This window comes from Streptomyces sp. NPDC052721, from assembly GCF_040678315.1.
In the GTDB taxonomy this organism is placed as follows: domain Bacteria; phylum Actinomycetota; class Actinomycetes; order Streptomycetales; family Streptomycetaceae; genus Streptomyces.
The window spans coordinates 116,748-140,282 of sequence record NZ_JBFATL010000021.1 but is presented as its reverse complement, the minus strand read 5'-3'; the positions used below and the strand labels follow the sequence as shown (position 1 = coordinate 140,282).

Here is a 23,535-nt window from a genome sequence, read left to right as displayed (position 1 = left end):
CTCGTACTGGATGTACTTGGGTCGGGGCCCGGTGCGGCGAGAGTGCGTGCATGGCGTCGCGCGGCAGACGGGAGTTTGACGACAGGGCCTAGGGCTGGACGAGACACACGAGGCGGCGTACCGGGCGCTGGTGTCCGTGGGCGCGGCCGACGTCACCGATCTGGCGCGGCGCCTGGCGCTGGCCGAGCACGACACCGAGCGGGCTCTGCGCCGGCTGGAGCGGCAGGGTCTCGCGGCCCAGTCCTCGGCGCGGCCGGGCCGCTGGGTGGCGGCTCCGCCCGGGGTGGCGCTGGGCGCACTGCTCACCCGGCAGCGGCACGAGCTGGAGAAGGCGGAGCTGGCGGCGGTGCTGCTCGCGGAGGAGTACCGGGCGGCGGCGGCCGAACCGGCGGTGCACGACCTGGTGGAGGTGGTGACCGGCGCCTCGGCGGTCGCCCAGCGCTTCCTCCAGCTCCAGCTGGGCGCGGCCGAGGAGGTGTGCGCGCTGGTGACCGGCAACCCGGTGGTCGTGTCCGGGACGGAGAACGACGCGGAGGAGCAGGCGGCCGGGCGCGGGGTGCGCTACCGGGTGGTGGTGGAGCGGGCGGTGCTGGACCTGCCGCACGGGCTGACCGAACTGACGGCGGCGCTGGGCCGGGACGAGCGGGTGCGGGTGGTGGACCGGGTGCCGACGAAGCTGGTGGTGGCCGACCGGTCGCTCGCGATGGTGCCGCTGACGTCGAGGACGGCGGAGCCGGCCGCGCTGGTGGTGCACGCCAGCGGGCTGCTGGAGCTGCTCGCCGGGCTGTTCGAGTCGGTGTGGCGGGAGGCGCTGCCGCTGCGGCTCGGCGCCGCCGGGGTGAGCGAGGAACAGCCGGACGGCCCGGACGCCACCGATCTGGAGGTGCTGTCGCTGCTGCTGGCGGGGCTGACCGACGCGAGCGTGGCCAAACAGCTGGACCTGGGGCTGCGGACCGTGCAGCGCCGGGTACGGCGCCTGATGGAACTGGCCGGGGTGACGACCCGGCTGCAACTGGGCTGGCACGCCCGGGAACGCGGCTGGGTGACCCGCGAAACCACCGGCTGAACCCCGCCGCCGGCTCTTCCCCCGGCCGCGCGGACCAGCCCACCGGCTCGCCGCCGGCCGCCGCCGCGTCCCCGGTGCCCACGCCGGACGGCACGGCACCCCGGGCCCGGCGCCGCCGTTCCCCGTGCCCCCAGTGCCTCCCCGGTGCCCCGTCGCCGCCGTCCTCCGCCCTCGCCGGCCGCACCGGGCGGCTCCGGTGTGCCGGCGGAGCCGTTCACCTGGCTGCTGATCGCGGGCGCGGTGGTGTGCGGGTGACCGGCGCCGTGGCGTGGGCGCGGCCCGTCGGGTCGGACGCGAGCGGCCCCCGGGTCAGCACGCGGTGGACGGTGTCGGCCACGGCGGCCATGCCCGCGTCGTTGAAGTGCAGGTGGTCGCCGGGGTCGTAGGCGGGCAGGATGCGGCCGGGGTCGTCCGGGTCCCGGACGGTCGCGTCCGCGTCGGCGACCGCGTCGAAGGCGCCGCCGCCCCGGATGAAGGCGTTCACCCGCTGCCGTACCGCCTCGCGGGCAGCGGTCCAGGCGGGGTGCCCGCCGTACGGGGTGAGGGTGACGCCGACGACCCGGACACCGCGGGCGTGGGCGCGGGTCACCACGGTGCGGTAGGCGTCCGCGAAGGCGGCGGCGTCGCTTGCCTCCGGGGTGCCCTTGATGTCGTTGATGCCCTCGAAGACGACCAGGACCCGCACCCCGGCCCGGTCCAGCGCGTCCGCGTCCAGGCGGGCGAGGGCGCTCGGTCCGGTGCCGTCGAGCAGCAGGCGGTTGCCGGCGATGCCCGCGTTGAGGACGCCGAGCCGCTGGTCGCGCAGCCGCTGGGCGAGCCGGTCGGGCCAGCGGCGGTTGGTGTCCGGGGTGGAGCCGTTGCCGTCGGTGAGGGAGTCCCCGAGCGCGACGACACTGCCGGCGGCGGGCCCGCGGACGTCGACGCCGGTGACGTAGTACCAGCGGCTGGTGGTCGCCGTGTACGCGCTGCCGTCCTCGTCGGCGGCCCGGCCGGCGCCGGCCGGGGCCACATAGCTGGTCTGCAGGGCGGTGCGGTGGTAGGTGGCGGGCCCGGAGTCCTCCGGCGTGTACACGGTGACGAGCAGGTCGGCTCCGGCCGGTACGCGCAGCGGCACCGGATCGGTGACCGCGTCCACGCCCGGTGGGACGGTCAGCTCCGTGGCGCCGCGGAAGGCGGCGGTGCGCAGGGTGCCGGGTACGGCCTCGGGGCCTGCCGCCCGGCTCAGCGCGACGGTGACCGCGCCGAGGCGCAGGGGCTTCGTGCCGAGCCGGTTGCTGAGCCGGACACGGACCGCGGTGCCGCCGACGCTGAGGTGGACGACGTTGCGGACGGCGGCGCCGGGCAGCGCGGCGGCGGTGCCGGAGGGCGCGGTCTCCCAGCTGCCGGTCCAGGGCTGCGGGGCCGGTTCGGCGACGGCCGGTGCGCTCAGGCCCGGCAGCAGTGCCGGGAGGAGGACCGCGAGGACCCGTACGACCTTGGCCATGTGTGCCCGCCCTTCCCCGTCGGCCGTCGGCCGTCGGAGGCGACCGTGCCACACGGGCGGGCCGCGCCGCCGGAACATCGACGGCGGTCCACCCGCTCGGCGCAACGGGGCACCCGGAGCCGTGACGCGGCGGGGAGCAGGGGCGCGGCGGGCGGCGCGTCAGGGGAGCACGCCCTCCAGGGTGAGCAGCCGGACCTTGCGCTCAAGTCCCCCCGCGTATCCGGTCATCGCTCCGTTCGCGCCGATCACCCGGTGACAAGGACGCACGATGAGCAGCGGGTTGGCGCCGATCGCCCCGCCGACGGCGCGAACGGCGGCGCGGGGCGCGCCGATCCGGGCGGCGATCTCGCCATAGGTGGCGGTGGCGCCGTACGGCAGCTCGTCCAGCGCCGCCCAGACGCGCTGCCGGAATTCGGTGCCGGTCGCCCGGAACGGCAGCCGGAACTCCTTGAGTTCCCCGGCGAAGTAGGCGTCGAGCTGGTCGGCGGCGGCGCGGAACGGCCCGGGGTCGTGCCGCCAGCCGTCCTGGACGGTCCGGCCTCCCTTCTGCCCGGGCACGGACAGCGAGGTGAGCGCGCCGTCCGCGTCGGCGGTCAGCAGCAGCCGCCCGACGGGGGCGTCCAGGTGAGTGCAGTAGACGGTGGTCATGGGACCGGATTCCTCGGTTCGGTGGTCAGGGGACGGGCGGACATCGCGGTGCTCAGGCCGGCGATCAGCGGATCGGCTCCCCCGCCACCCGCAGATGCTGGACGGCGTACGACCGCCAGGGCCGCCAGGTGCCGGGGACGTCGGTGCCGGGCGGGGCGACGTCGGGATCGCCGAGGGCGCGGACGCGGAGGGTGGCGACGGTGGCCGGGTCCATGCCGGGCAGGGCGAGGAGGGCCTCCTCGGCGTCGTGCCGGTCGGCGCCCGGGTCCAGCCGTACGGTGCCGTCGGCGAGGGCGGCGGCGAGCGCGCCCAGTGGGCCGCCGGGCTCGGCCTCGGCGAGGACGGCGGGCTCCGGGAAGAGGTGGGTCAGGCCTCCGTGGGGCGCGTCGAGCACCTTGCCGTACCGGCGCACCAGTTCCTCGGCGCCGTGTTCGCCGGCCAGGGCGCGTACGGCGGGCTCCAGGGGGTCCACGGCGCCGGGTGAGCGCAGCCCGGGCCGGGCGGCGACCAGCGGGGCGAGCCGGGGGTCGGCGCCGAGCCGCTCGTCGACGGCGTACGGGTCGGCGTCCAGGTCGAACAGCCGGCGCAGCCGTTGCACGGCGGTGGTGAGGTCCCGGGGGTCGGTGAGGTGCAGCCGGGCGTCGAGCCAGCCGCCCGGGCGGGTGCCGGTGCCGGTCCGCGGGGTGCGGGTGCCTTCCTGGACGGCGGCGAGGCCGGTGCCGTACGGCAGTCGCAGGGTGCGCCGGTAGGTGCGGGCGCCGGGGGCGCCGGTCACCTCTTCGACGCCCGGTACGGCCTCCCGCGCGAGCTGGTCGAAGACGGCGGCGGACTGGTAGGGGCCGCGGTGGGCGAGCCGGAGCGGGATGCCCGCGCCGGGTGCGGCCCGGCGGGCGGCCCGGTTCCGGGGGGCGGCGGCCCGCACCTCGGTGGGGGTCGCGGCGTACACCTCCCGGATGGTGTCGTTGAACTGCCGCACGCTGGCGAACCCGGAGGCGAACGCGATCTCGGTGACCGGCAGGCCGGTGGTCTGGAGCAGCACCCGCGCGGTGTGCGCCCGCTGGGCCCGGGCGAGCGCCACGGGCCCGGCGCCCAGCTCGGCGGTGAGCTGCCGCTGGACCTGCCGGGCGCTGTAGCCGAGCCGCGCGGCGAGCCCGGCGACGCCTTCACGGTCCACGACGCCGTCGGCGATCAGGCGCATGGCCCGGCCGACGACGTCCGCGCGGACGTTCCACTCCGCCGAGCCCGGCGCGGCGTCGGGCCGGCACCGCCGGCAGGCCCGGAATCCGGAGCCCTGCGCGGCGGCGGCCGTCGCGAAGAACCGTACGTTGTGCCGTTTCGGCGTGACGGCAGGGCAGCTGGGCCGGCAGTAGATGCCGGTGGTCTCGACGGCGAAGAAGAACACCCCGTCGAACCGCCCGTCACGGCTCCGCACCGCCTCGTACCTGCTGTCTTCGTCCTTCACGTGGTCCAGTGTGGGGCGGGGACGGGTGCTGGGCCAGCGGAAATCGGACGTGGAGCTGACGGGCGCGGTCGGAGAATCCCTACGCCCACCGCCCCCGCTTCGCCTCCATCGCCGCCTTCCCTTCGGCTCCCTTCCGCCTCCACTCCCGACGGAGCTCCGCACGGACCCTGGCGTCGGTCTTGGCCACGATCCACTGGTTCTCCCGCAGCAGCTTGCGGTAGCTCTCCAGCCGCCGCTCCGGAAGCTCCCCGTTCTCCACGGCGGACCGCACCGCGCAGCCCGGCTCGGACTCGTGGGCGCAGTCGTGGAACCGGCAGCGCTCGGCCAGCTCCTCGATCTCGGTGAACACCTGCCCGACGCCGGTCCCGGCGTCGAAGAGGCCGACGCCCCGCAGCCCGGGTGTGTCGATGAGCACCCCGCCGGAGGGCAGGGCGAGCAGGTTGCGGGTGGTCGTGGTGTGCCGTCCCTTGCCGTCGACGTCCCGGGCCGCCCGCACGTCCATGACGTCGGCGCCGACGAGCGCGTTGGCGAGGGTGGACTTGCCCGCGCCGGACTGGCCGAGCAGCACGCTCGTACCGGAGCCGACGAGCGCGACGAGCACGTCGAGTCCGTCGCCGTGCAGGGCGCTGACGGTGAGGACGGGCACGCCGGGCGCGCTGGTCTCCACGTCCTGCACGAGGTGGGCCAGGGTGACCGGGTCCGGCACGAGGTCGGCCTTGGTGAGGACGACGACGGGCTGGGCGCCGGACTCCCAGGCGAGGGCGAGGAAGCGTTCGACGCGGCCGAGGTCGAGTTCGACGGCGAGGGACACGGCGACGACGGCGTGGTCGACGTTGGCGGCGAGGATCTGCCCCTCGGACCGCTTGGAGGAGGTGGAGCGGACGAAGGCCGTGCGGCGCGGCAGATAGGCGCGCACGTACCGGGGGTCGCCGCCGGGGTCGACGGCGACCCAGTCGCCCGTGCACACGACCTTCATCGGATCGCGGGGCACGACGAACTCGGTGTCGGCGCGGGCGGTCCCGTCCGCGGTGACGACGTCGCACTGTCCGCGGTCGACCCGGACGACCCGTCCGGGCAGCAGCCCGTCGGTCTCGTACGGGGCGAACGCCTCGGCCCAGGCCTCGTCCCAGCCGTAGGGAGCCAGTGCGGAGAAAGCAGCGGAGGTGGAAGTCAAGGGAGACCCTTCACAAGGGTGGCCCCGGGCAGGCGCGTACGGTGCGCGGTCGGTTCAGCCGGCGGCCACGGAGGTGGACTTGATGAGTTCCTGGATGAGGGCAGCGCCCAGCACAGTGACAGCCATCTGTCGACACCTCCTCGTCGTCGCTCGCGCGTCCGCACACCACCTCGGCGTGCCAGGCAACTGTAGCCCGTGGGCGGGCCGGTGCGTCAAAGCATTTTCCGCAGGACTGGAACGGCTCTGCGCGCGCGGTCAACTCACCGTGCAGGGCGCACCGTTGAGCGTGAAACGGTGCGGCGTGCGGTTCGCGTCCGTCCAGGAGCCCAGGAAGCCGAAGGACAGGGTGCCGTGCGCGGCGACCGTCTTGTTGTAGTCGGCGGCGGTGGCGGTGACGCGGGGGCCGTTCTGGTGGACGGTGGCGTCCCACATCTGGCCGACCTGCTGGCCGTCGCGGAAGGTCCAGGACACCTCCCAGCCGGCGAGGGCCTCGTCGGTGGTGACGCTGACGGTGGCCTGGAAGCCGTCGGGCCACTGGTTGTCCAGCTCGTAGGCGACCCGGCAGCCGGCCGGCCGGGTGGTGGCGGGGGCGCTCGTGGGGCCTGCGCGGTGGGTGGCGGAGGAGGTGCCCTGGGGTTCGGGATCGGGCTTCTGCCGGGCGGGCGGGCGCTCGGTGCGGGTCGCGGAGGCCGGGGCGGAGGGGGAGTCCATGGCGGTGGGGCGCGCCGCGGTGCGGGAGACGCCCGGGCCGGCGACCGGCTGCCGGTCGTCCTGGGCGGCGGCGGTGCCGTCGCCGGAGCCGCCGAACGGCATCATCGACACCCCGAGCGCCAGCGCCGACAGCAGCACCGCGGCGGCGAGGAGCCCGCCGCGCAGCACACGGCTGCGGCCCGTGCCCTCCTCACGGTCGTCGGGGTCGGCGCCGCCCGGACGGCCCGCGCCCAGGCGGACCTCGGTGGCGCGGCGGCGCCGCTCCAGGTAGGCGAGGCCGCCCCAGCCGATCACTCCGCCGGCCAGCGCGCCGGGCAGTCCGCCGCCGTGCAGGCGCAGGCAGGCGGCGGCCTCGGCGCAGCGCACACAGGTGGCGAGGTGCCGGGAGAGGTCGCCGGGGGTCTCGGCGACGGTCGAGCGGGTGACCGCGTCCAGCAGGCGGGCGTAGCTGCGGCACTGCGCGTCGATCGGGGAGTCGAGGTGGGCGCGGTGGCAGCGGTCCCGGAACAGGCCGCGGACCTGGTCGAGTTCGTCGGCGACGGTGGCCGGGTCCAGGCCGAGCCGGCGGGCCACGGTGGGCAGCGGGAGCGCTTCCACCTCGGCCAGCCAGAGCAGCGCGGCGTCCGCCTCCTGCATGTCCCGCAGGCCCCGCAGCGCGACCGGCCGTCCGAGCGGCGGCCCGGAGAACCGGGCGGCGCTCTCGGAGTTGAGCCACAGCCGCAGTTCGGGGTCGAGCTTGTGTCCCTGCCCGTCGGCTTCCCAGGCGGCGGCGGTGGCGCGTACGGCGGTGAGCAGCGCCGGGATCGTCGGCAGCCGTGCGGTGCGGCTGCCGGTGCCGCGCACATGGGTGCTCGCGGCGGCGCGGACCTCGCGCATGCCGAGCGTGAACGCCTCGGTGGCCAGCTGGTGCGCCGTCAGGGACCCGGAGGTGCACAGGTCCGCGTAGGAGAGCACCGCGTCCCAGCACTCCGAGAACAGCGCGGCCTCGGTGTCGTCCTGGGGGGTCGGCAGGTCGGGCATGAGACTCCTGCATCCACGAGCGAGGACAACTCACCAAAGGGGAAGGGAAGTTGCGGGGAACCCCGCGGCAGGGCACAGAGCTTTTCACGCTCCCGCCACAACTGACAAGCGGCCTGTTCACATCCGGCTACCGACAGTGGTGGCGGGCGCTCGTGCCGCGATCAGCCCGCGACTCCGGCCTCTGGTACGGACGTGGACGCGGTTCCGCTCACCGGGTCACCCCCGGACCTCTCCGGGTGACACCGGAACCTCGGCGGGTCAGACCCGGACGGGCTCCTCCCCCGCGTCCGTCCCCTCCGCCGACGTGTCGTCGGCGGGCAGGCTGTCCATGAAGGAGCTGACGGAGAAGACCGCGCGGCCGGGGCCGGGCGGGCCGTAGCCGGGCGGGGAGGACAGGCCGAAGTCGTCCATGGTCTGCCGGTAGGCCTGGAGCAGCCGGATGTGGTACTCCAGCGGCGCGCCCTGCGGGTTGGCCTTGCCGAGCGGGGTGGTGGGCTCCGGGCACCAGGTGGTGAAGCGCGGGGTGATGCCGTGCGACATGAAGAAGCGCAGGCCCTCGGTGGTGGAGGCGATGGCCTCGTCGACGGTGGTGAAGCCGAACGGCTCGGCCATCTCCACGCCCGCCACGAAGTTGGGGATCACATTGCGCGCGCCGAACACCTCGGCGGAGTCCAGGATGCGGCGGTGCCACTCGTCCCGGCCGACGTACCGCTCCTTGCCGGGGCAGTACAGCTCGAACAGCCGGCGGTCCCACACCTCGAAGTTGGGGTGGTAGATCTGCACGCCGTAGTCCTTGAACCGCTGCACGTCCGCCTTGGGCAGCGCCTGCGCGACGACCTTGCCGATCCAGCGGTCCGGGAAGCGCTCCTCGATGGCCTTGGCGTAGTGGCCGTAGAAGTCGGCCTCGTCCCGGCCCGCCACCTTGGACGTGATCGCTCCGCCGGTGAGGGTGTAGGCCGTCGACGCCTTCTGGGTGTCGTACCGGTCGATGATCTCCAGCGCCTCCAGGACCTCCTCGACGTCCTTGACGCCGGTGTAGGGCCGGCCGGCGGCCTTGTGCTGGCGCCAGTTGTGATTGATGTCGCAGTACTGGCACTCCTCCTTGGCGCCGAAGTACTGGCAGACCCGGAAGACGGTCAGGTAGATCAGGTAGCCCCACTGGATGGTGGGGGCGACCTCCATCACGGACTTCCCGTTGGAGAGGGTGTGCCGGTAGTACTCGGGCATCGGCGGCACCCCGACGTCGGCGATGCGCCTGCCGTCGAGATACAGCCCGAGCAGCCCTTCCTCGTCGGCGGCGACCCGGTACGGCGAGGCGGGGTTCACCCGTACGGAGACGACGGTACGCCTCAGGTCGTACGGGCCGCCCGTCAGGATGATCTCCTCCGGGGGCCGGCGCAGCGCGGCCTCGCCCAGCTCGGGCAGGGTGCCGTGGTCGAAGGAGAAGATGAAGTACGACTTCGGTTTGACGTCCCCGTCCTCGTTGTCACTGAGTGCGGATTCGTCGAAGGCGACACCGCCCCGGAGCAGGTCCTCCTTGAAGACGGCTTCCCGTGGCACCTGTGGGAACCGCTCCATCAGATCCTCGACCAGCGCGGTACGACTGCCCATCCGTCTGTCTCCTCCCGGCTCAGGCGTACGCCTCTCACCGTATGCCCCCGCCGTCGGCGCCCCCGTGCCGGGGCCCCGGCGATCCTACCGTTACGCCCCTTGTGCCCATCTTTGCGGTGGAATCGACGGGGTGCCGTCGCTGCGGCTCGCCGTGCGCGTGGAGTCGCGGAGGACCAGCGAGGTGCCGAGGACCAGGTGTCGGCCGCCGGGCAGCCCCGCGCGGTGCGGGCCGGGTGGACGTCCGGCGGCCGGGTGGTCGTCGTACCCGGCCACGGCCACGTCGTCCGGTAAGCGGCGGCCCGCCCCGCGCAGGGCCTGGGCCACCTGGCGGCGATCAGGTCGGTGGCGGCCAACAGCGCCGTCCCGGTGGGCCTGGTGGGCCTGGTCCGCCCATGCCCCGCCCACCCCGCACGGTCACGCCGCGCCGCGGTCGGAACCGCCGCGCCCGGCCGGCACGCTCAGGCCGCCCGCCCCAGTTCCGCGGGGTCGACCGCGTACAGCAGACCGCCGCCCGCCGACAGGCGCTCGGCCTCCTCCACCACCACCCGCCCCAGCCGGGCCACCTCGTTGCCCTGCGAGCCGGCCAGGTGCGGGGTGATGAAGGCGTTCGGCAGGTCGTACAGCGGGGAGTCGGCGGGCAGCGGTTCGGGGTCGGTCACGTCCAGCACGGCGCTCAGGCGTCCGGTGCGCAGTTCCGCGATCAGCGCCTCGTGGTCGACCAGGGCGCCGCGCGCCGTGTTGATGAGCACGGACCGGGCGGGCATCAGGGCGAGTTCGCGGGCGCCGATCAGATGGCGGGTCTCGGCGGTCTGCGGGGCGTGCAGCGTGACGATGTCGCAGGTGCGCAGCAGCTCGTCCAGCGGCAGCAGCGGTACGCCGAGCCGGGCGGCCTCCGCCGCGTCCACGTACGGGTCGGCGAGTGCGACCACGAGGTCGTGGGGGCGGAGCAGTTCGAGCAGGCGGCGGCCGGTCCGGGAGGCGCCGACGATGCCGACGCGGCGGCCGTGGTTGCCGATGCCGGGCAGGATGTCGCCGTAGGGAAAGGCACGCCGGTCGCGCAGCCGGTCGCGGAGGGCGAAGACGTCCTTCCCGGCGAGCAGGATCATGGCGAGGGCGTATTCGGCGACGGGCAGGGCGTTGGCGGCGGCGGCCGAGGAGACGGCGATGCCCCGTTGCCACACCCCGGGCGTGGTGAAGCCCTTGACCGAGCCGGCCGCGTGCAGCACGGCGCGCAGCTTGGGCGCGGCGTCCAGGACGGCCGCGTCCAGGCGGGGGCAGCCCCAGCCGGTGATCAGGATCTCGGTGCGGGCGAGGACCTCCCGCACCCGGGCCCCGGTGAAGTCGTGCGCCACCACAGTGGGATCGATCTCCACGCACGCGCGCAGCCGGGCCAGCAGCTCGGGCGGGAAGACGAGCGGCACGTTCTGGGCTGTCATGGCGAACAGAGCCTGGGGACGCTCGGGCAAGGAAGTGGCCTTCCGGCTCGGTGACGCTCGGACAGCAACCGGTCTCTACGGTAGGTGGCGCCGAATGAGAGGGTCAACGCAGACGCGACGCTCCGGGAGGGGACGCAGGCATGACTGAGACCGCAGGGACGACGGGGACGACAGGGACCGGGGGAACCGGCACGGGCGCCGTCAGCAACTGGGCGCGCACCGTCACGTACACGGCGCGCGCGTTCCACCGTCCGCGCACGCCGGAGGAGCTGGCGGCGCTGGTGGCGGGGAACACGCGGGTGCGGGTGCTGGGCAGCGGGCACTCCTTCAACCGGATCGCCGACCCGGGCCCGGACGGCGTCCTGGTGTCCACCGCCGGGCTGCCGCAGACGATCGACGTCGACACGGCCGCGCGTACGGTCCGGGTGTCGGGCGGGGTCCGCTACGCCGAACTGGCCCGCACGGTCCACGCGCACGGTCTCGCCCTGCCCAACATGGCCTCCCTGCCGCACATCTCGGTGGCCGGTTCGGTGGCGACGGGCACGCACGGCTCGGGTGTGGCCAACGGCCCGCTGGCGTCGGCGGTCCGGGAGGTGGAGATGGTCGCCGCGACCGGGACGACCGGGACGACCGGCCGGGACGACGCGCGGTTCGGCGGTGTCGTCACCTCGCTCGGCGCGCTCGGCGTCGTCACCGCGCTCACCCTCGACCTGGAGCCCGCGTACGAGGTGGAACAGCGGGTCTACACCGAACTTCCGCTGGACGGACTGGACTTCGAGGCGGTTGCCGCCGCTGGGTACAGCGTGAGCCTCTTCACGGACTGGCGGCGGCCGGGCTTCCGGCAGGTGTGGGTCAAGCGGCGCACGGACCGGCCGGCGGTGGACTTCCCGTGGGCGGCACCCGCGACGGAGCCGCTGCACCCGGTGCCGGGCATGCCCGCGGCGAACTGCACCGAGCAGCTCGGGGTGCCGGGGCCGTGGCACGAGCGGTTGCCGCACTTCCGGGCCGAGTTCACGCCGAGCAGCGGGGAGGAGATCCAGTCGGAGTACCTGCTGCCGCGGCCGGCGGCGCTCGACGCGCTGCACGCGGTCGACGGCATCCGGGAGACGGTCGCCGGAGTGCTGCAGACCTGCGAGGTGCGGACGGTCGCCGCCGACACGCAGTGGCTGAGCCCGGCCCACGGACGGGACTCGGTCGCGCTGCACTTCACCTGGGTGCGGGACGAGGCGGCGGTGCTGCCGGTGGTGCGCGCGCTGGAGGAGGTGCTGGAGCCGTTCGACCCGCGCCCGCACTGGGGGAAGGTCTTCCAGACCCCCTCGGCCGTACTGCGCGGACGGTATGCGCGGTTCGCCGACTTCCGGGACCTGGTCCGCGTCCTGGATCCTTCCGGCACGTTCGCCAACGCCTTCGTACAGGACCTCCTCGCCCACTGACGGCCGTTCGGCGGGGCGCCTTCTCCACCCCCCTTCCGACCCTTTCTCCACCCCCCTTCCCGACCCTTTCTCCACCCCCTTTCCAAACCCCTTGTCGAAAGTCCCTCCCAGCCCATAGCCTGACGTCCGCGCCGGTGCCGAAGGCCGCCCCGGCCCGCACTGGTCCGCACGGGAGGGGAGGGGCAGCCACGTGAAGCGCACCTCACGTGACATCCGCACCGCCAACCGCTACGAGGTGCTGCGCCAGATCATCGCCGAGTCTCCCACCTCCCGTCAGGAGCTGGCCGCGGCCACCGGGCTGAGCCTCGCCACGGTCGCCACGCTCGTCGGTGAGCTGCTGGACCTGCGCATGATCACCGAGGTCGGGTTCGAGGACTCGGCCGGGGGCCGCCCCCGGGGGCTGGTCGCCGTCAACGCGCCGGGGGGCGCGCTGATCGGCGTGGACATCGCCGAGACGTACGTCCACGTGGAGCTGTTCGACCTGGCCCTCGACGTGCTGGCCCGCGCCGACGAGGACATGCGGCCCGGTGAGAGCCGTCCCGAGGAGGTGGTCGGGCACGTCGCCGCCGCGGTCGGCTCGGTGGTCGCCCAGGCCGGCATCGAGGCGGCCCGGGTGGTGGGCGTCGGGGTGAGCGTGCCGGGCCAGGTCGACCGGGACACCGGGGTCGCCGAGTACGCGCCCAACTGGGACTGGCACGACGTGCCGTTGCTCGATCTGCTCGCCGAACACATCGCCTACCCGCTGTACCTGGACAACCCGCTGCGCGCCTGCGCGGTGGCCGAGCTGTGGTTCGGTGCGGCGCGGGGCCGCGGGGACGCCGTCGTGGTCAACCTCGGCACCGGGGTGGGCGCCGGTCTGGCCCTCGGCGGCGGCCTGCACCGCGGGGTGAGCAACAGTGCCGGCGAGTGGGGGCACACCACGCTCGTGCTGGACGGCCGGCTGTGCCACTGCGGCAACCACGGCTGCGTGGAGACGTACGTCGGCGCACCGGGGATCATGCAGAACCTGCGCGAACTCGACCCGCGCTCGGTCCTGTTGCACCCCGAGGACCAGACGGCCACCATCGACGCGCTGGCCCGCGCGGTCGCCGAGGACGACCCGGTCGCGCTCAAGGTCGTCCGGGACACGGCCCGTTACCTCGGCGCCGGCATCTCCGACCTGATCAATCTCCTCAACCCCGAAGTGGTCGTCCTCAGCAGCTGGGTGGCCTCCCGGCTGGGCGAGCCGCTGCTCGGGGAGGTCCGCCGGGCGGTCGCCCGGCACGCCCTGGGCCGGCCGCTGGCCGCCACCGAGATCGTCCTCTCCCCGATCCCCACCGACCCGGTGTCCCTCGGCGCGGCCACGTTCGCGCTGGAGGGGGCGCTGCAGTCCGTCGGGCAGCGGACCAGCACCAAGCGCACCACCGCACCCGCAAGGAGCCGTACCGCACCGCCTTCGTGACGACGGAAGGGATGCACGTGTCTCAGCCCCGCACCTCCCGGCCCCCCACTTCTCGGCCCCGGATCTCCCGGACCCGCGCCCGCAGACCGGTCCTGCTGACCGCCTCGGCCGCCCTGGCCGTCACCGGAGCCCTGCTCGGCTCCCCGCCCGTGAGCGCCGCCGGCGCCGCCGGCACCCCGGCCGCCGCCGAGGTCTCCCCCCACGCCGCCCAGACCATCGACAACATCGGCGCGTCCGGCGCCTGGTGGGTCAACGACCTGAAGAACTTCGACCCGAGGGTCCGGGCCCGGGTCGCCCGGCTGCTGTTCTCCGAGGACGGCCTGGCTCTCAGCTCGTACCGCTACAACATCGGCGGTGGCGGCACCGGCGTGACGTACGCGCCGCGCGCCCCCGAGGACTTCCTGGACCCGGACGGCGGCTACGACTGGAGCAAGGACGAGGCCGGCCGGTACTTCCTCGACGCCGCCGCCACGTACGGCGTCGAGGACCTGATCGGGTTCGTCAACAGCGCGCCGGCCGCGTGGAAGACGAACGGCAAGAGCTGCGGCGGCCACCTGAAGACGGAGAACGAGCAGGACTTCGCGAAGTACATCGCCGACGTCACCGACCACTTCGCCGGGCAGGGCGTACGGCTGGACTACATCAGCCCGTTCAACGAGCCGACGAACAGCTTCGACTCGTGCGGCCAGGAAGGCATGCTCGTCGACGTCCCCCAGCGCGACGACATCGTGCGCGCGCTCGGTGCCGAACAGCGGGCCCGGCACCAGAGGACGTCGATCATCGCCGACGAGTCGACCAGCACGGTGAAGTTCAACTCCGAGGTCCCGCAGTGGATGACGCAGCCGGGCACGGCCCAGTACGTCGCCAAGCTGGCCCACCACACCTACGACAACCCCGGCGAGGCCGGCCGGGCGCAGGTGTACGAGACGTCCAAGGCGGTCGGCAAGGAGTCCTGGTCGACGGAGATCTGCTGCTTCGGCAAGGGCGGCACGGGCTGGGCGCAGGAGTACGACCCGACGATCGACGGCGGGCTGAACCTGTCCCGGATCATCTACAAGGACTTCGCGACCGCCCATGACTCGGCGTTCCAGTGGTGGGTGGCGCTGTCGGAGATGACCGGCAGCGATCCGACAGCCCGGAACGACGAGGGCTGGAACGACGGCCTGATCTACTACGACCCCGAGTACGCGAAGAACGGCAACCAGACCCTGTACTTCACCAAGCGCTACTACGCGCTCGGCCAGTACAGCAAGTTCGTCCGGCCGGGCGCGGCCCTGCACGACGTGACCGGCGCACCGGCCGGCGTGGAGGTGTCCGCGTACGACCGGAACGGCAGCTGGGTGGTCGTGGTCAACAACCACAACGCGACCGACACCGCGCTGAGCCTCCACTTCAACAGCGGTACCCCGGTGCGGGCCACGCGGGCCGTGCGGACCTCCGCCGACGAGAACTGGGCGAAGGTGACGAGGCCTTCGGTCGCGAACGGCACGATGTCCGCGACCCTCGCGGCCCGTTCGATCACGACGTACGTCCTCGACCGGAAGGGCCACGGCAGTTCGGCGCTCACCGGGGCCCTGGTGGGCGAGCAGTCCGGGAAGTGCCTGACGGCCGATGCCTCGGGTGCCACGATCGCCGGCTGCACGGGCGCCGCCGGGCAGTCCTGGTCGTACGACGCGAAGGGCACCCTGAAGGGCGCCAACGGCTATCTCACCGCCGGGCCTTCGGGCCTGACGACGACGGCCTCCTACAGCGGTGACGGCACGCAGCGCTGGCTGCTGAACGCCAACGGGCAGATCGTGAACGAGGCGTCGGGCAGGTGCCTGGACGTCAGCGGACAGGCGACGGCCGACGGCTCCGAGGTGATCGTCTACCGCTGCACCGGCGGCGCCAACGAGGCCTGGACCAGGCAGTAGCGCGACCGCTTCCCGTGGCCGAGGGCCGCCGGTCACTCCCCTGACCCGGCGGCCCTCATCTCGCCTGCCCGGCATGGGCGTTCGCCATTCCGAACGGCGCACAACGACTCGCACGCGCTTCGTCCAACCCCTTGCCGAAGCCTTAGCCGAAGGTTAGCGTCCCGCACCACGCCCCCGATGCGAGGCCTTCGGCCGCCGGGGTGAGAGCCGCAGTCGCACCCGAACAGACAAGGACGCCACCATGCCGGCACAGAGCAGCACCTGGGACCGCCGATCGATATTCCGCGCCGCCGCGGGCCTGGCAGCCGCCGGCACGCTCGCCGCGTGCGGCGGCAACAACGGCCGGGGCGGTGGCTCCGGTTCGGGCAAGCGCCTCGTCCAGTACTTCCACGCCTACGGGGAGCCGGGGACCGAGCAGGCGATCAAGCGGTACGCGAAGGCGTACTCCAAGGCGAACGTGACCACGCAGTGGATCACCGGCTCCAACTTCGAGAGCAAGCTGTTCGCGTCCCTGCTCACCGACCAGGCGCCGGACCTGTTCGAGTTCCACCCGCAGATCCAGCTCGTCAGGAGCGGCCAGGTGGCGGACCTCACCGACATCGTCGGGCCGGCCAGGGACGACTTCGACCAGGCGGACATCAGGTCCCACACGGTCGACGGCAAGATCTACGGCGTCCGGATGATCGACGACCCCCAGTTCTTCTTCTACCGCAAGTCCCTGCTGGAGAAGGCGGGCGTCGAGCCGCCGCAGACGCTCGACGAACTGATCGAGGCCGCCGCCAGGCTGACCACCAGCAAGGTCAAGGGCCTGTTCCTCGGCAACGACCTGCACGCGGTGATCAACCCGCTGATCTGGTCGGCCGGCGCGGACACCCTGAACGAGAAGAACGAGATCGCCTACCACACGGACGGTGTGGTCGAGGGCCTGAAGAAGATGCGCAAGCTCTTCACCAGCGGCCATCTGCTGCTGGACGCCCCGGCCGACTTCTGGGACCCCTCCGCGCTCAACCAGGGCCTCACCGCCATCCAGTTCTGCGGCATGTGGGCCATGCCGCAGTTCCAGCAGACCCTCGGCGACGACCTCGGCATCATGCCGTTCCCCAAGGTCACCGACGCGGGCAAACCGTCCGTCTACAACGGCGGCTGGTCGATGTTCGTCAACGCCAAGGGCAAGAACGTGGAAGCGGCCAAGGAGTACGTGAAGTGGCTGTGGATCGACCAGAAGAAGTACCAGGATGACTGGGCGACCTCGTACGGCTTCCACATCCCGCCCCGCACCTCCATCGCCCAGTCGGCGGGCAAGCTGAAGTCGGGCCTGCCGGCGCAGGGCGTCAAGCTCTTCAACGAGTTCGGGCACTTCGACAACATCGGCTGGACCCAGGCGATGATCACCGCCACGGAGAACCTGTTCGCCGACTGCGTCCGCAAGGGCGGTGACCCGGAGGCCGCACTCGACAAGTGCGACAAGACCGTGAACGCCGAGCTGAAGAAGCTGTTCGGATAGGCCGCCGGACGGATCACGACATGTCTACGACCACCACGCGTGGCCTCGCGGGCCCCGCCCCGGCGGAGGTGTCCAAGGCCCGGCCGCGGCGGGGGCTGCGGGGCGGCACCACCTTCAACTTCTGGCTCTTCACCGGCCCGTTCCTCATCGGGCTGATCGTCTTCGTCTACATCCCCATCGTCTGGAGCTTCTACCTCAGCTTCTTCGAGGCGCGCTTCACCGTCACACCCAGCGACTTCGTCGGTCTGGGCAACTACCGGGACATCCTCGCCGACACCCAGTTCACCGGCTCGCTCGTCACCTTCACCGTCTTCGCCGCGTTCATCGTGCCCACCACCTGGGCGGTCTCCCTCGGCCTCGCGCTGCTGGTGAACCGGCTGACGTTCATGCGGGCGTTCTACCGGTCGGTGTTCTTCCTGCCGACGGCGTGCAGCTATGTCGCGGCCTCCCTGGTGTGGAAGATGTCCCTCTTCAACGGCGTGCGCTTCGGCCTGGCGAACACCGTCCTCGGCTGGTTCGGCGTGGACAACATCGCCTGGCTCGCCAACCCCGACCCTCCGTGGTACTGGCTGGTCATCGTCACCGCCCGGCTGTGGCTCCAGTCCGGCTTCTACATGATCCTGTTCCTGGCCGCGCTCCAGAACATCCCGCGGGAACTGTACGAGGCCGCCGCCATCGACGGCGCCAGGCCCGGCTGGCAGACCTTCCGGCACATCACGCTGCCGCAGCTGCGGGCCACCTCCACGGCCGTGATCCTGCTGCTGCTCGTGGCGGCCTACCAGGCCTTCGACGAGTTCTTCAACCTGCTGTCCAAGACGACCTGGGGCCGCCCGCCGCTCGTCGACCTGTACTACACCGCGCTCGGGCAGGACCAGAACTACGGCAAGGGCAGCGCCGGCGCCATGGTGCTGACCGTGCTGATCTGCGTCGTCACCCTGTTCCAGGGCAGGATCATGGGCTTCGGAAGGGGTGACGAGTCCAGGTGACCACGACCGCACCCGAGCCCCGCGAACGCGTCCGGCGCGGCGGGGTGATGGGTTCCACCGGGCTGTACCTCGCCACCAGCGTCGCCGCGCTGCTCTTCCTCGTCCCGTTCTACGTGCTGGTCCGCAACGCCCTCTCCACGGACCCGGAGATCACCGGCGAGAACTGGAAACCGTTCCCCACCCACATCCAGTGGGGCAACCTCACCGAACCGTTCGACGACCCCACGGTCGACTTCGGCCGGTCGATGGCGAACTCGCTCGTCGTCGGCATCCTGCACACCGTCGGCACGCTGCTCGTCTGCTCCCTCGCCGGCTACGCCCTGGCCCGCATCCCGTACCGGCACGCCACCAAGGTCTTCTACGCCGTCCTGGTGACCCTGATGGTCCCCACGGCCGTCACCTTCGTGCCCAGCTTCGTCCTCGTGTCGTCCCTCGGCTGGGTCGACAGCTACCGCGGTCTCATCGTTCCGGGCCTCTTCAGCGGTTTCACCTGCTTCCTGTTCCGGCAGTACTTCCTCGGGTTCCCGAAGGAGCTGGAGGAGGCGGCGCGCGTGGACGGGCTCGGCTACTGGGGCGCGTACTGGCGGGTCGTCGTACCGAACTCGCTGAACTTCTTCGCGGCCATCGCCACCATCACCTTCATCAGCGGCTGGAACTCGTTCCTGTGGCCGCTGGTCATCGGCCAGGACCCGAGCGCCTGGACCGTCCAGGTCGCGCTGTCGTCGTACATGACCAACCAGACCGTCAACTACCACCTGATCTTCATGGCGACCGCCATCTCGATCCTGCCCCTGCTGTTCGTGTTCCTCTTCCTCCAGCGCTGGCTGGTGCAGGGGATCGCGCAGACCGGCATCAAGGGCTGAGCTAGGAGACCGATGTCTTTCCACACCCGCACCGACTACGTCGAGGACGTCTCCCCGGGGTCCGGGGCGCTGCCCCCGCGCGCCTGGTACGCGTCCTCCGACGCCCCGTCCCTCTCACTCGACGGCAGCTGGCGTTTCCGGCTGTCGGACACGGCCGACGCCCAGGACGACTCCTTCGCGGCGGAGGGGTACGACGCCGGTGACTGGGCGGAGATCACGGTCCCCGGCCACTGGGTGCTCCAGGGCCACGGCTGCCCCGTCTACACCAACCACCTCTACCCCTTCCCGGTCGACCCGCCCCGGGTGCCGACCGAGAACCCGACCGGCGACCATCTGCGCGTCTTCGACCTGCCCGCCGACTGGCCGGCCGGCGGCGACGCCGTGCTGCGCTTCGACGGCGTGGAGTCCTGCGCCCGGATCTGGCTGAACGGCACGGAGCTGGGCGAGTTCAAGGGCTCCCGGCTGCCGCACGAGTTCGCGGTCGGCCCGCACCTGAGGACCACGGGCAATGTGCTGGCGGTGCGCGTCCACCAGTGGTCGGCGGGCTCGTACCTGGAGGACCAGGACCAGTGGTGGCTGCCGGGCATCTTCCGGGACGTCACCCTGCTGCACCGCCCGGCGGGCAGCGTCCGGGACTTCTTCGTGCACGCCTCCTACGACCACGTGTCCGGCACGGGCACCCTGCGCGTCGACTCCGACGTGGCGGGCCGGGTGACCGTCCCGGACCTCGGTGTCGACATCGCCACCGGTGAGCCGGTGACCGTCCCGGTCGAGCCGTGGACGGCGGAGACCCCGAGGCTGTACGACGGCGTGCTGGCCACCGAGGGCGAGCGGGTACCCCTGCGCATCGGCTTCCGCACGGTGGAGCTGTCGGACGGCCTGATCAAGGTGAACGGCCGCCCGGTGCTCTTCAAGGGCGTCAACCGGCACGAGTGGCACCCGGGGAAGGGCCGGGCCCTCGACCTCGCGACCATGCGCGAGGACGTGCTGCTGATGAAGCGGCACAACATCAACGCGGTGCGCACCTCCCACTACCCGCCGCACCCGGCCTTCCTCGACCTGTGCGACGAGTACGGCCTGTGGGTGATCGACGAGTGCGACCTGGAGACGCACGGCTTCACCGAGCAGGGCTGGCGGGACAACCCCGTCGACGACGACCGCTGGACCCCGGCCCTGCTCGACCGGGCGGCCCGCATGGTCGAGCGGGACAAGAACCACCCCTCGGTCGTCATCTGGTCGCTCGGCAACGAGGCCGGCACCGGCCGGGGCCTGACCGCGATGGCCGAGTGGATCCACGCCCGCGACGCCTCCCGGCTCGTGCACTACGAGGGCGACCACACCTGCCGTGACACGGACGTCTATTCACGGATGTACGCGGACCACGCCGAGGTCGAGCGGATCGGCCGGCGCCTGGACGGCGGACCGCTCCGGCGCCGTGAACTCCCCCTCGTCCTGTGCGAGTACGCGCACGCCATGGGCAACGGCCCCGGCGGACTCGCCGACTACCAGCGGCTGTTCGAGGCCCACGACCGGCTCCAGGGCGGCTTCGTCTGGGAGTGGATCGACCACGGCATCGCCCACCCCGAACTGGGCTACGCCTACGGCGGCGACTTCGGCGAGGAACTGCACGACGGCAACTTCGTCTGCGACGGCCTGCTGTTCCCGGACCGGCGGCCCTCCCCCGGCCTGGCCGAGTACAAGAAGGTGATCGAACCGGTCGCCGTCACGGGCGACGGCACGGCCGGCACGGTCCGTGTCACCAACAAGTACGACTTCGCGGACCTGTCGGCGTTGGCCTTCTCCTGGTCGTACGAGGTCGAGGGCGAGACGGTGGACTCGGGCAGCCTGTCGGTGCCCGCGCTGGCACCCGGCGAGTCCGCCGAGGTCAAGCTGCCCGCGGTACCGGCCGGTGCCCCGGCGGGCGAGGCGTACTGGACCGTCCGGGCGGTGCTCGCCTCCGGCACCTCCTGGGCGCCGCGGGACCATGTCGTCGCCTGGGGCCAGCTGCCGGTGTCGGCGCGCCGGACGCCGTACGTCGCCGGGACCGCCCGCCCGGCACCCGGTGACGGGGTGGTCACCCTCGGCCCGGCCGTCTTCGATGCCCGCACCGGGGCGCTGCGGACGATCGGCGCGGTGCCGGTCACGGGCCTGCGCCTGGACGTGTGGCGGGCCACCACCGACAACGACGACGGTGCCGCCTGGCAGAGCGACCTGCGCTACGGCCTACTGTGGCGGAAGCTCGGCCTGCACCGGATGCGGCACCGCCTGGACGCGGTCGAGGTCGGCGAGGACGCGCTGACGGTCCGCACCCGGGTGGCGCCGGCCGCCCGGGAGCTGGGACTGTCGACGGTGTACCGCTGGACGTCGGACGGAGACCGGCTCCGGCTGACCGTGTCCACCGTCCCGGACGGTGACTGGACCGTCCCGCTGCCCCGCCTCGGCATCCGCTTCGGACTGGCCACGGCCGACCGGGTGCGGTGGTACGGCGGCGGGCCCGGCGAGGCGTACCCGGACACGCGCACCGCGTCCCGGATCGCCCGCTGGCAGTCGACCGTGGACGAGCTGCAGACGCCGTACGTCCGCCCCCAGGAGAACGGCGCCCGGATCGACGTCCGCTGGGCGGAGCTGGGCGGCCTGCGCGTCGAGGGCGACCCGGCGTTCTGGTTCACCGCCCGCCGCTGGACCACCGAGCAGCTGGACGCGGCGGCCCACCGCACCGACCTCGTGCCCGGTGACACGGTGTGGATCCATCTCGACCACGGCCAGCACGGCATCGGCTCCCAGTCCTGCGGCCCGGCCCCGCTGCCCCAGTACCACCTGCGGGCGGAGCCGGCGGAGTTCTCGTTCGTCTTCTCCCCGACCGTCACTCCACAGACCAGGTGACCGACGCGGTCCTGACGCCCACCGCGGCCGGCCGGCTCTTCTCCCGGCCGGCCGCGGTCGCGTCCTGCGTGGGTTTCGTCCTCATCGGCATGCTCCAGGCGCTGTACGGCCCGGCGGTCCCCGGCCTGCGCGCCGAGTACGGCCTGTCCCCGTCCGGGGCGGGCCTCGGCCTGAGCCTGCACTTCACCGGCGGCGTGGCGGGCGTGCTCGCCTTCAACGCCGTGCACGCCCGGATCAGCAACCGGACGCTGGTCACGGCCGCCCTGGCTCAACCGGGCGCTGCCGGGCGCCCGGCGGGCCGGGGCGTGGGTGATCGCCGCCTCGATGGCCGGCGGGGTGGCGGTGCCGCCCTTGCTGGGCGCCGGCATCGAGGCGTCCGGGATCCAGGCCGTGCCCTTGCTGCCGACCGTGCTGTCGGCCGCGTCGCTGCCGGCGACGCTGGCACTGATCCGGGTGACCGGGAGGGCCGTCCCGTGAGACGACTGTTCACACGACGGTTTTCCCAACCGCCTTCAAAACCCGGCCTGTTGGCGTGAACATGGCCCACATGCGACCGAACAGCAGATTTCTCGGCATCCTCACGGCGGGCGCACTCGCCCTCGCCGGACTCACCGCCTCCCCCGGCACAGCCCAGGCCGCCGGTCCGGGGAGCTTCAGTGTCCTGACGTACAACGTGGCCGGACTGCCGGAGGGCCTCAGCTCCAGCCATCCGGCCACCAACACCCCGCTGATCTCCCCGAGACTGGCGGGCTACGACATCGTCAACGTCCAGGAGGACTTCAACTACCACGCGGCGCTCTACGCCGGGGACGACCACCCCTACCGCACGGCGACCAGCGGCGGCGCGGGCATCGGCGACGGCCTCAACACCCTGTCCCGCTACCCGTTCGAGGACTTCGAGCGGGTGAAGTGGAAGGACTGCACCGGCACCAACTGCCTGACCCCGAAGGGCTTCACGCTGACCCGGACGCGGCTCGCCGAGGGCGTCTACGTCGACCTGTACAACGCGCATCCCAACGCCGACGACACCGACGACGCCCTGGCCGCCCGGCGCGCCAACATCGCGCAGCTGTCGGCCTTCATCCAGGCCAACTCGGCGGGCAACGCGGTGATCGTGATGGGCGACACCAACACCCGGTACACCCGCGCCGGCGACAACATCCGCACGCTCGTCGCCGACAACGGCCTGACCGACGCCTGGGTGCGCCTCGTCAAGGGCGGTACGGCCCCCGCGCAGGGCGCCGATCCGCTGCTGTGCCCGGCGTCCGCGCCGCCCGACGACTGCGAGGTGGTCGACAAGGTCCTCTACCGGGGCAGCGACCTGGTCTCCCTGACGGCGACCCGCTACCACGACGAGTGGGCGACGTTCCTGGACGCGGCCGGCGGCAACCTCTCCGACCACTTCCCGCACACCGTCGACTTCTCCTACACCCTCAACCCCGAGCTACGGGCGAGCGACTTCTTCGGCGGCCCGCACGGCACGGCCTTCAACGACGCCGACGACCTGCCGGCCGCGCCCGCCCCGCGCACCCTCACCCTGCGCGGCGGCGCCCGCCTGGACGCCGTGTCCCTCACCCACGACGACGGTACGGTCCTCGGCCACGGCGGCTCGGGCGGTACGGCCGCCTCCCTCACCCTCGCCGCCGGGGAACACCTCACGTCGGTGAAGCTCTCCGAGGGGCGGAAGGACGGCCGCACCCGGATCTTCTCGGCCGCCTTCGCCACCGACCGGGGCCGTACCCTGTCGGCGGGCACGGCGACCACCGACACCACCGCCTTCACCGCCCCCACCGGCTGGCAGATCGTCGGCTTCACCGGCCGCGCGGGCGACGAGATCGACAAGCTGGGGGTGCTGTACGCGCCGACCGGCTGAGCCGGGTACGCGCGGGGCCCACCTCTCG

At 72.9% G+C, this 23,535-nt stretch carries 17 protein-coding genes; 10 read left to right on the top strand and 7 right to left on the bottom strand.

All coding sequences use genetic code 11. From position 1 onward, the window contains the following. The first annotated feature begins 130 nt into the window (after positions 1 to 130). Positions 131 to 1,066, top strand: a complete 936-nt coding sequence (locus tag AB0L21_RS21355) for a helix-turn-helix transcriptional regulator (protein WP_365704033.1) — start codon at positions 131 to 133, stop codon at positions 1,064 to 1,066. Between the two features lie 214 nt (positions 1,067 to 1,280). Here AB0L21_RS21355 and AB0L21_RS21350 read toward each other — a convergent pair whose 3' ends face one another. From AB0L21_RS21350 to AB0L21_RS21320, 7 genes are all read right to left on the bottom strand, one after another. Then, positions 1,281 to 2,549 (bottom strand): SGNH/GDSL hydrolase family protein, encoded by a 1,269-nt coding sequence (locus AB0L21_RS21350; RefSeq protein ID WP_365704035.1) that lies wholly within the window; start codon positions 2,547 to 2,549, stop codon positions 1,281 to 1,283. A gap of 159 nt (positions 2,550 to 2,708) precedes the next feature. After that, positions 2,709 to 3,197, bottom strand: coding sequence for a methylated-DNA--[protein]-cysteine S-methyltransferase (locus tag AB0L21_RS21345; RefSeq protein ID WP_365704037.1), 489 nt, complete (start codon positions 3,195 to 3,197; stop codon positions 2,709 to 2,711). A 64-nt stretch (positions 3,198 to 3,261) separates the two neighbouring features. Next, a complete protein-coding gene (locus AB0L21_RS21340; protein WP_365785668.1) occupies positions 3,262 to 4,659 on the bottom strand; it encodes an AlkA N-terminal domain-containing protein in 1,398 nt (465 codons plus the stop codon). A 79-nt stretch (positions 4,660 to 4,738) separates the two neighbouring features. Continuing rightward, the gene (gene rsgA, locus AB0L21_RS21335; RefSeq protein WP_365785666.1) at positions 4,739 to 5,833 is read right to left on the bottom strand and encodes a ribosome small subunit-dependent GTPase A; all 1,095 of its coding nucleotides are present in this window, start codon (positions 5,831 to 5,833) and stop codon (positions 4,739 to 4,741) included. Positions 5,834 to 6,088: 255 nt separating this feature from the next. Next, the gene (locus AB0L21_RS21330) at positions 6,089 to 7,564 is read right to left on the bottom strand and encodes a cellulose binding domain-containing protein (protein WP_365785664.1); all 1,476 of its coding nucleotides are present in this window, start codon (positions 7,562 to 7,564) and stop codon (positions 6,089 to 6,091) included. Between the two features lie 258 nt (positions 7,565 to 7,822). Beyond that, positions 7,823 to 9,175 (bottom strand): radical SAM protein, encoded by a 1,353-nt coding sequence (locus AB0L21_RS21325; protein WP_365785662.1) that lies wholly within the window; start codon positions 9,173 to 9,175, stop codon positions 7,823 to 7,825. A 458-nt stretch (positions 9,176 to 9,633) separates the two neighbouring features. Continuing rightward, positions 9,634 to 10,641, bottom strand: coding sequence for a hydroxyacid dehydrogenase (locus AB0L21_RS21320; protein ID WP_365785660.1), 1,008 nt, complete (start codon positions 10,639 to 10,641; stop codon positions 9,634 to 9,636). A 110-nt stretch (positions 10,642 to 10,751) separates the two neighbouring features. On the opposite strand from AB0L21_RS21320, the gene AB0L21_RS21315 reads away from it, so the two are divergent. From AB0L21_RS21315 to AB0L21_RS21275, 9 genes are all read left to right on the top strand, one after another. Next, entirely contained in the window at positions 10,752 to 12,044 is a 1,293-nt protein-coding gene (locus tag AB0L21_RS21315; RefSeq protein ID WP_365704049.1) for an FAD-binding protein, read from the top strand. A 190-nt stretch (positions 12,045 to 12,234) separates the two neighbouring features. Then, on the top strand, positions 12,235 to 13,485 hold the full coding sequence (locus tag AB0L21_RS21310) for an ROK family transcriptional regulator (RefSeq protein ID WP_365785658.1): 1,251 nt from the start codon (positions 12,235 to 12,237) through the stop codon (positions 13,483 to 13,485). Positions 13,486 to 13,502: 17 nt separating this feature from the next. Beyond that, on the top strand, positions 13,503 to 15,398 hold the full coding sequence (locus AB0L21_RS21305; RefSeq protein WP_365785656.1) for a glycoside hydrolase: 1,896 nt from the start codon (positions 13,503 to 13,505) through the stop codon (positions 15,396 to 15,398). Between the two features lie 241 nt (positions 15,399 to 15,639). Further along, on the top strand, positions 15,640 to 16,902 hold the full coding sequence (locus tag AB0L21_RS21300) for a sugar ABC transporter substrate-binding protein (protein ID WP_365704055.1): 1,263 nt from the start codon (positions 15,640 to 15,642) through the stop codon (positions 16,900 to 16,902). 20 nt (positions 16,903 to 16,922) lie between these two features. Further along, positions 16,923 to 17,888: a sugar ABC transporter permease gene (locus AB0L21_RS21295; protein WP_365704057.1), complete on the top strand. Its 966-nt coding sequence runs from the start codon at positions 16,923 to 16,925 to the stop codon at positions 17,886 to 17,888. Further along, the gene (locus AB0L21_RS21290; protein ID WP_365785654.1) at positions 17,885 to 18,751 is read left to right on the top strand and encodes a carbohydrate ABC transporter permease; all 867 of its coding nucleotides are present in this window, start codon (positions 17,885 to 17,887) and stop codon (positions 18,749 to 18,751) included. Before AB0L21_RS21295 ends, AB0L21_RS21290 begins: the two co-directional genes overlap by 4 nt. Before the next feature lie 12 nt (positions 18,752 to 18,763). After that, positions 18,764 to 21,634, top strand: a complete 2,871-nt coding sequence (locus AB0L21_RS21285) for a glycoside hydrolase family 2 TIM barrel-domain containing protein (protein WP_365785652.1) — start codon at positions 18,764 to 18,766, stop codon at positions 21,632 to 21,634. Between the two features lie 309 nt (positions 21,635 to 21,943). Then, on the top strand, positions 21,944 to 22,111 hold the full coding sequence (locus AB0L21_RS21280) for a hypothetical protein (protein WP_365785650.1): 168 nt from the start codon (positions 21,944 to 21,946) through the stop codon (positions 22,109 to 22,111). 70 nt (positions 22,112 to 22,181) lie between these two features. Beyond that, positions 22,182 to 23,507 carry a jacalin-like lectin gene (locus AB0L21_RS21275; protein ID WP_365785648.1) on the top strand — a complete coding sequence of 442 codons (1,326 nt, stop codon included), beginning with the start codon at positions 22,182 to 22,184 and terminating at the stop codon, positions 23,505 to 23,507. Positions 23,508 to 23,535 lie beyond the last annotated feature (28 nt).

Coding starts and splice junctions, on each gene's coding strand:
- AB0L21_RS21350 (WP_365704035.1), bottom strand. CDS start 2,549: ATGGCCAAGGTCGTACGGGTCCTCGCGGTCCTCCTCCCGGCACTGCTG.
- AB0L21_RS21345 (WP_365704037.1), bottom strand. CDS start 3,197: ATGACCACCGTCTACTGCACTCACCTGGACGCCCCCGTCGGGCGGCTG.
- AB0L21_RS21330 (WP_365785664.1), bottom strand. CDS start 7,564: ATGCCCGACCTGCCGACCCCCCAGGACGACACCGAGGCCGCGCTGTTC.
- AB0L21_RS21325 (WP_365785662.1), bottom strand. CDS start 9,175: ATGGGCAGTCGTACCGCGCTGGTCGAGGATCTGATGGAGCGGTTCCCA.
- AB0L21_RS21315 (WP_365704049.1), top strand. CDS start 10,752: ATGACTGAGACCGCAGGGACGACGGGGACGACAGGGACCGGGGGAACC.
- AB0L21_RS21300 (WP_365704055.1), top strand. CDS start 15,640: ATGCCGGCACAGAGCAGCACCTGGGACCGCCGATCGATATTCCGCGCC.
- AB0L21_RS21295 (WP_365704057.1), top strand. CDS start 16,923: ATGTCTACGACCACCACGCGTGGCCTCGCGGGCCCCGCCCCGGCGGAG.
- AB0L21_RS21285 (WP_365785652.1), top strand. CDS start 18,764: ATGTCTTTCCACACCCGCACCGACTACGTCGAGGACGTCTCCCCGGGG.
- AB0L21_RS21275 (WP_365785648.1), top strand. CDS start 22,182: ATGCGACCGAACAGCAGATTTCTCGGCATCCTCACGGCGGGCGCACTC.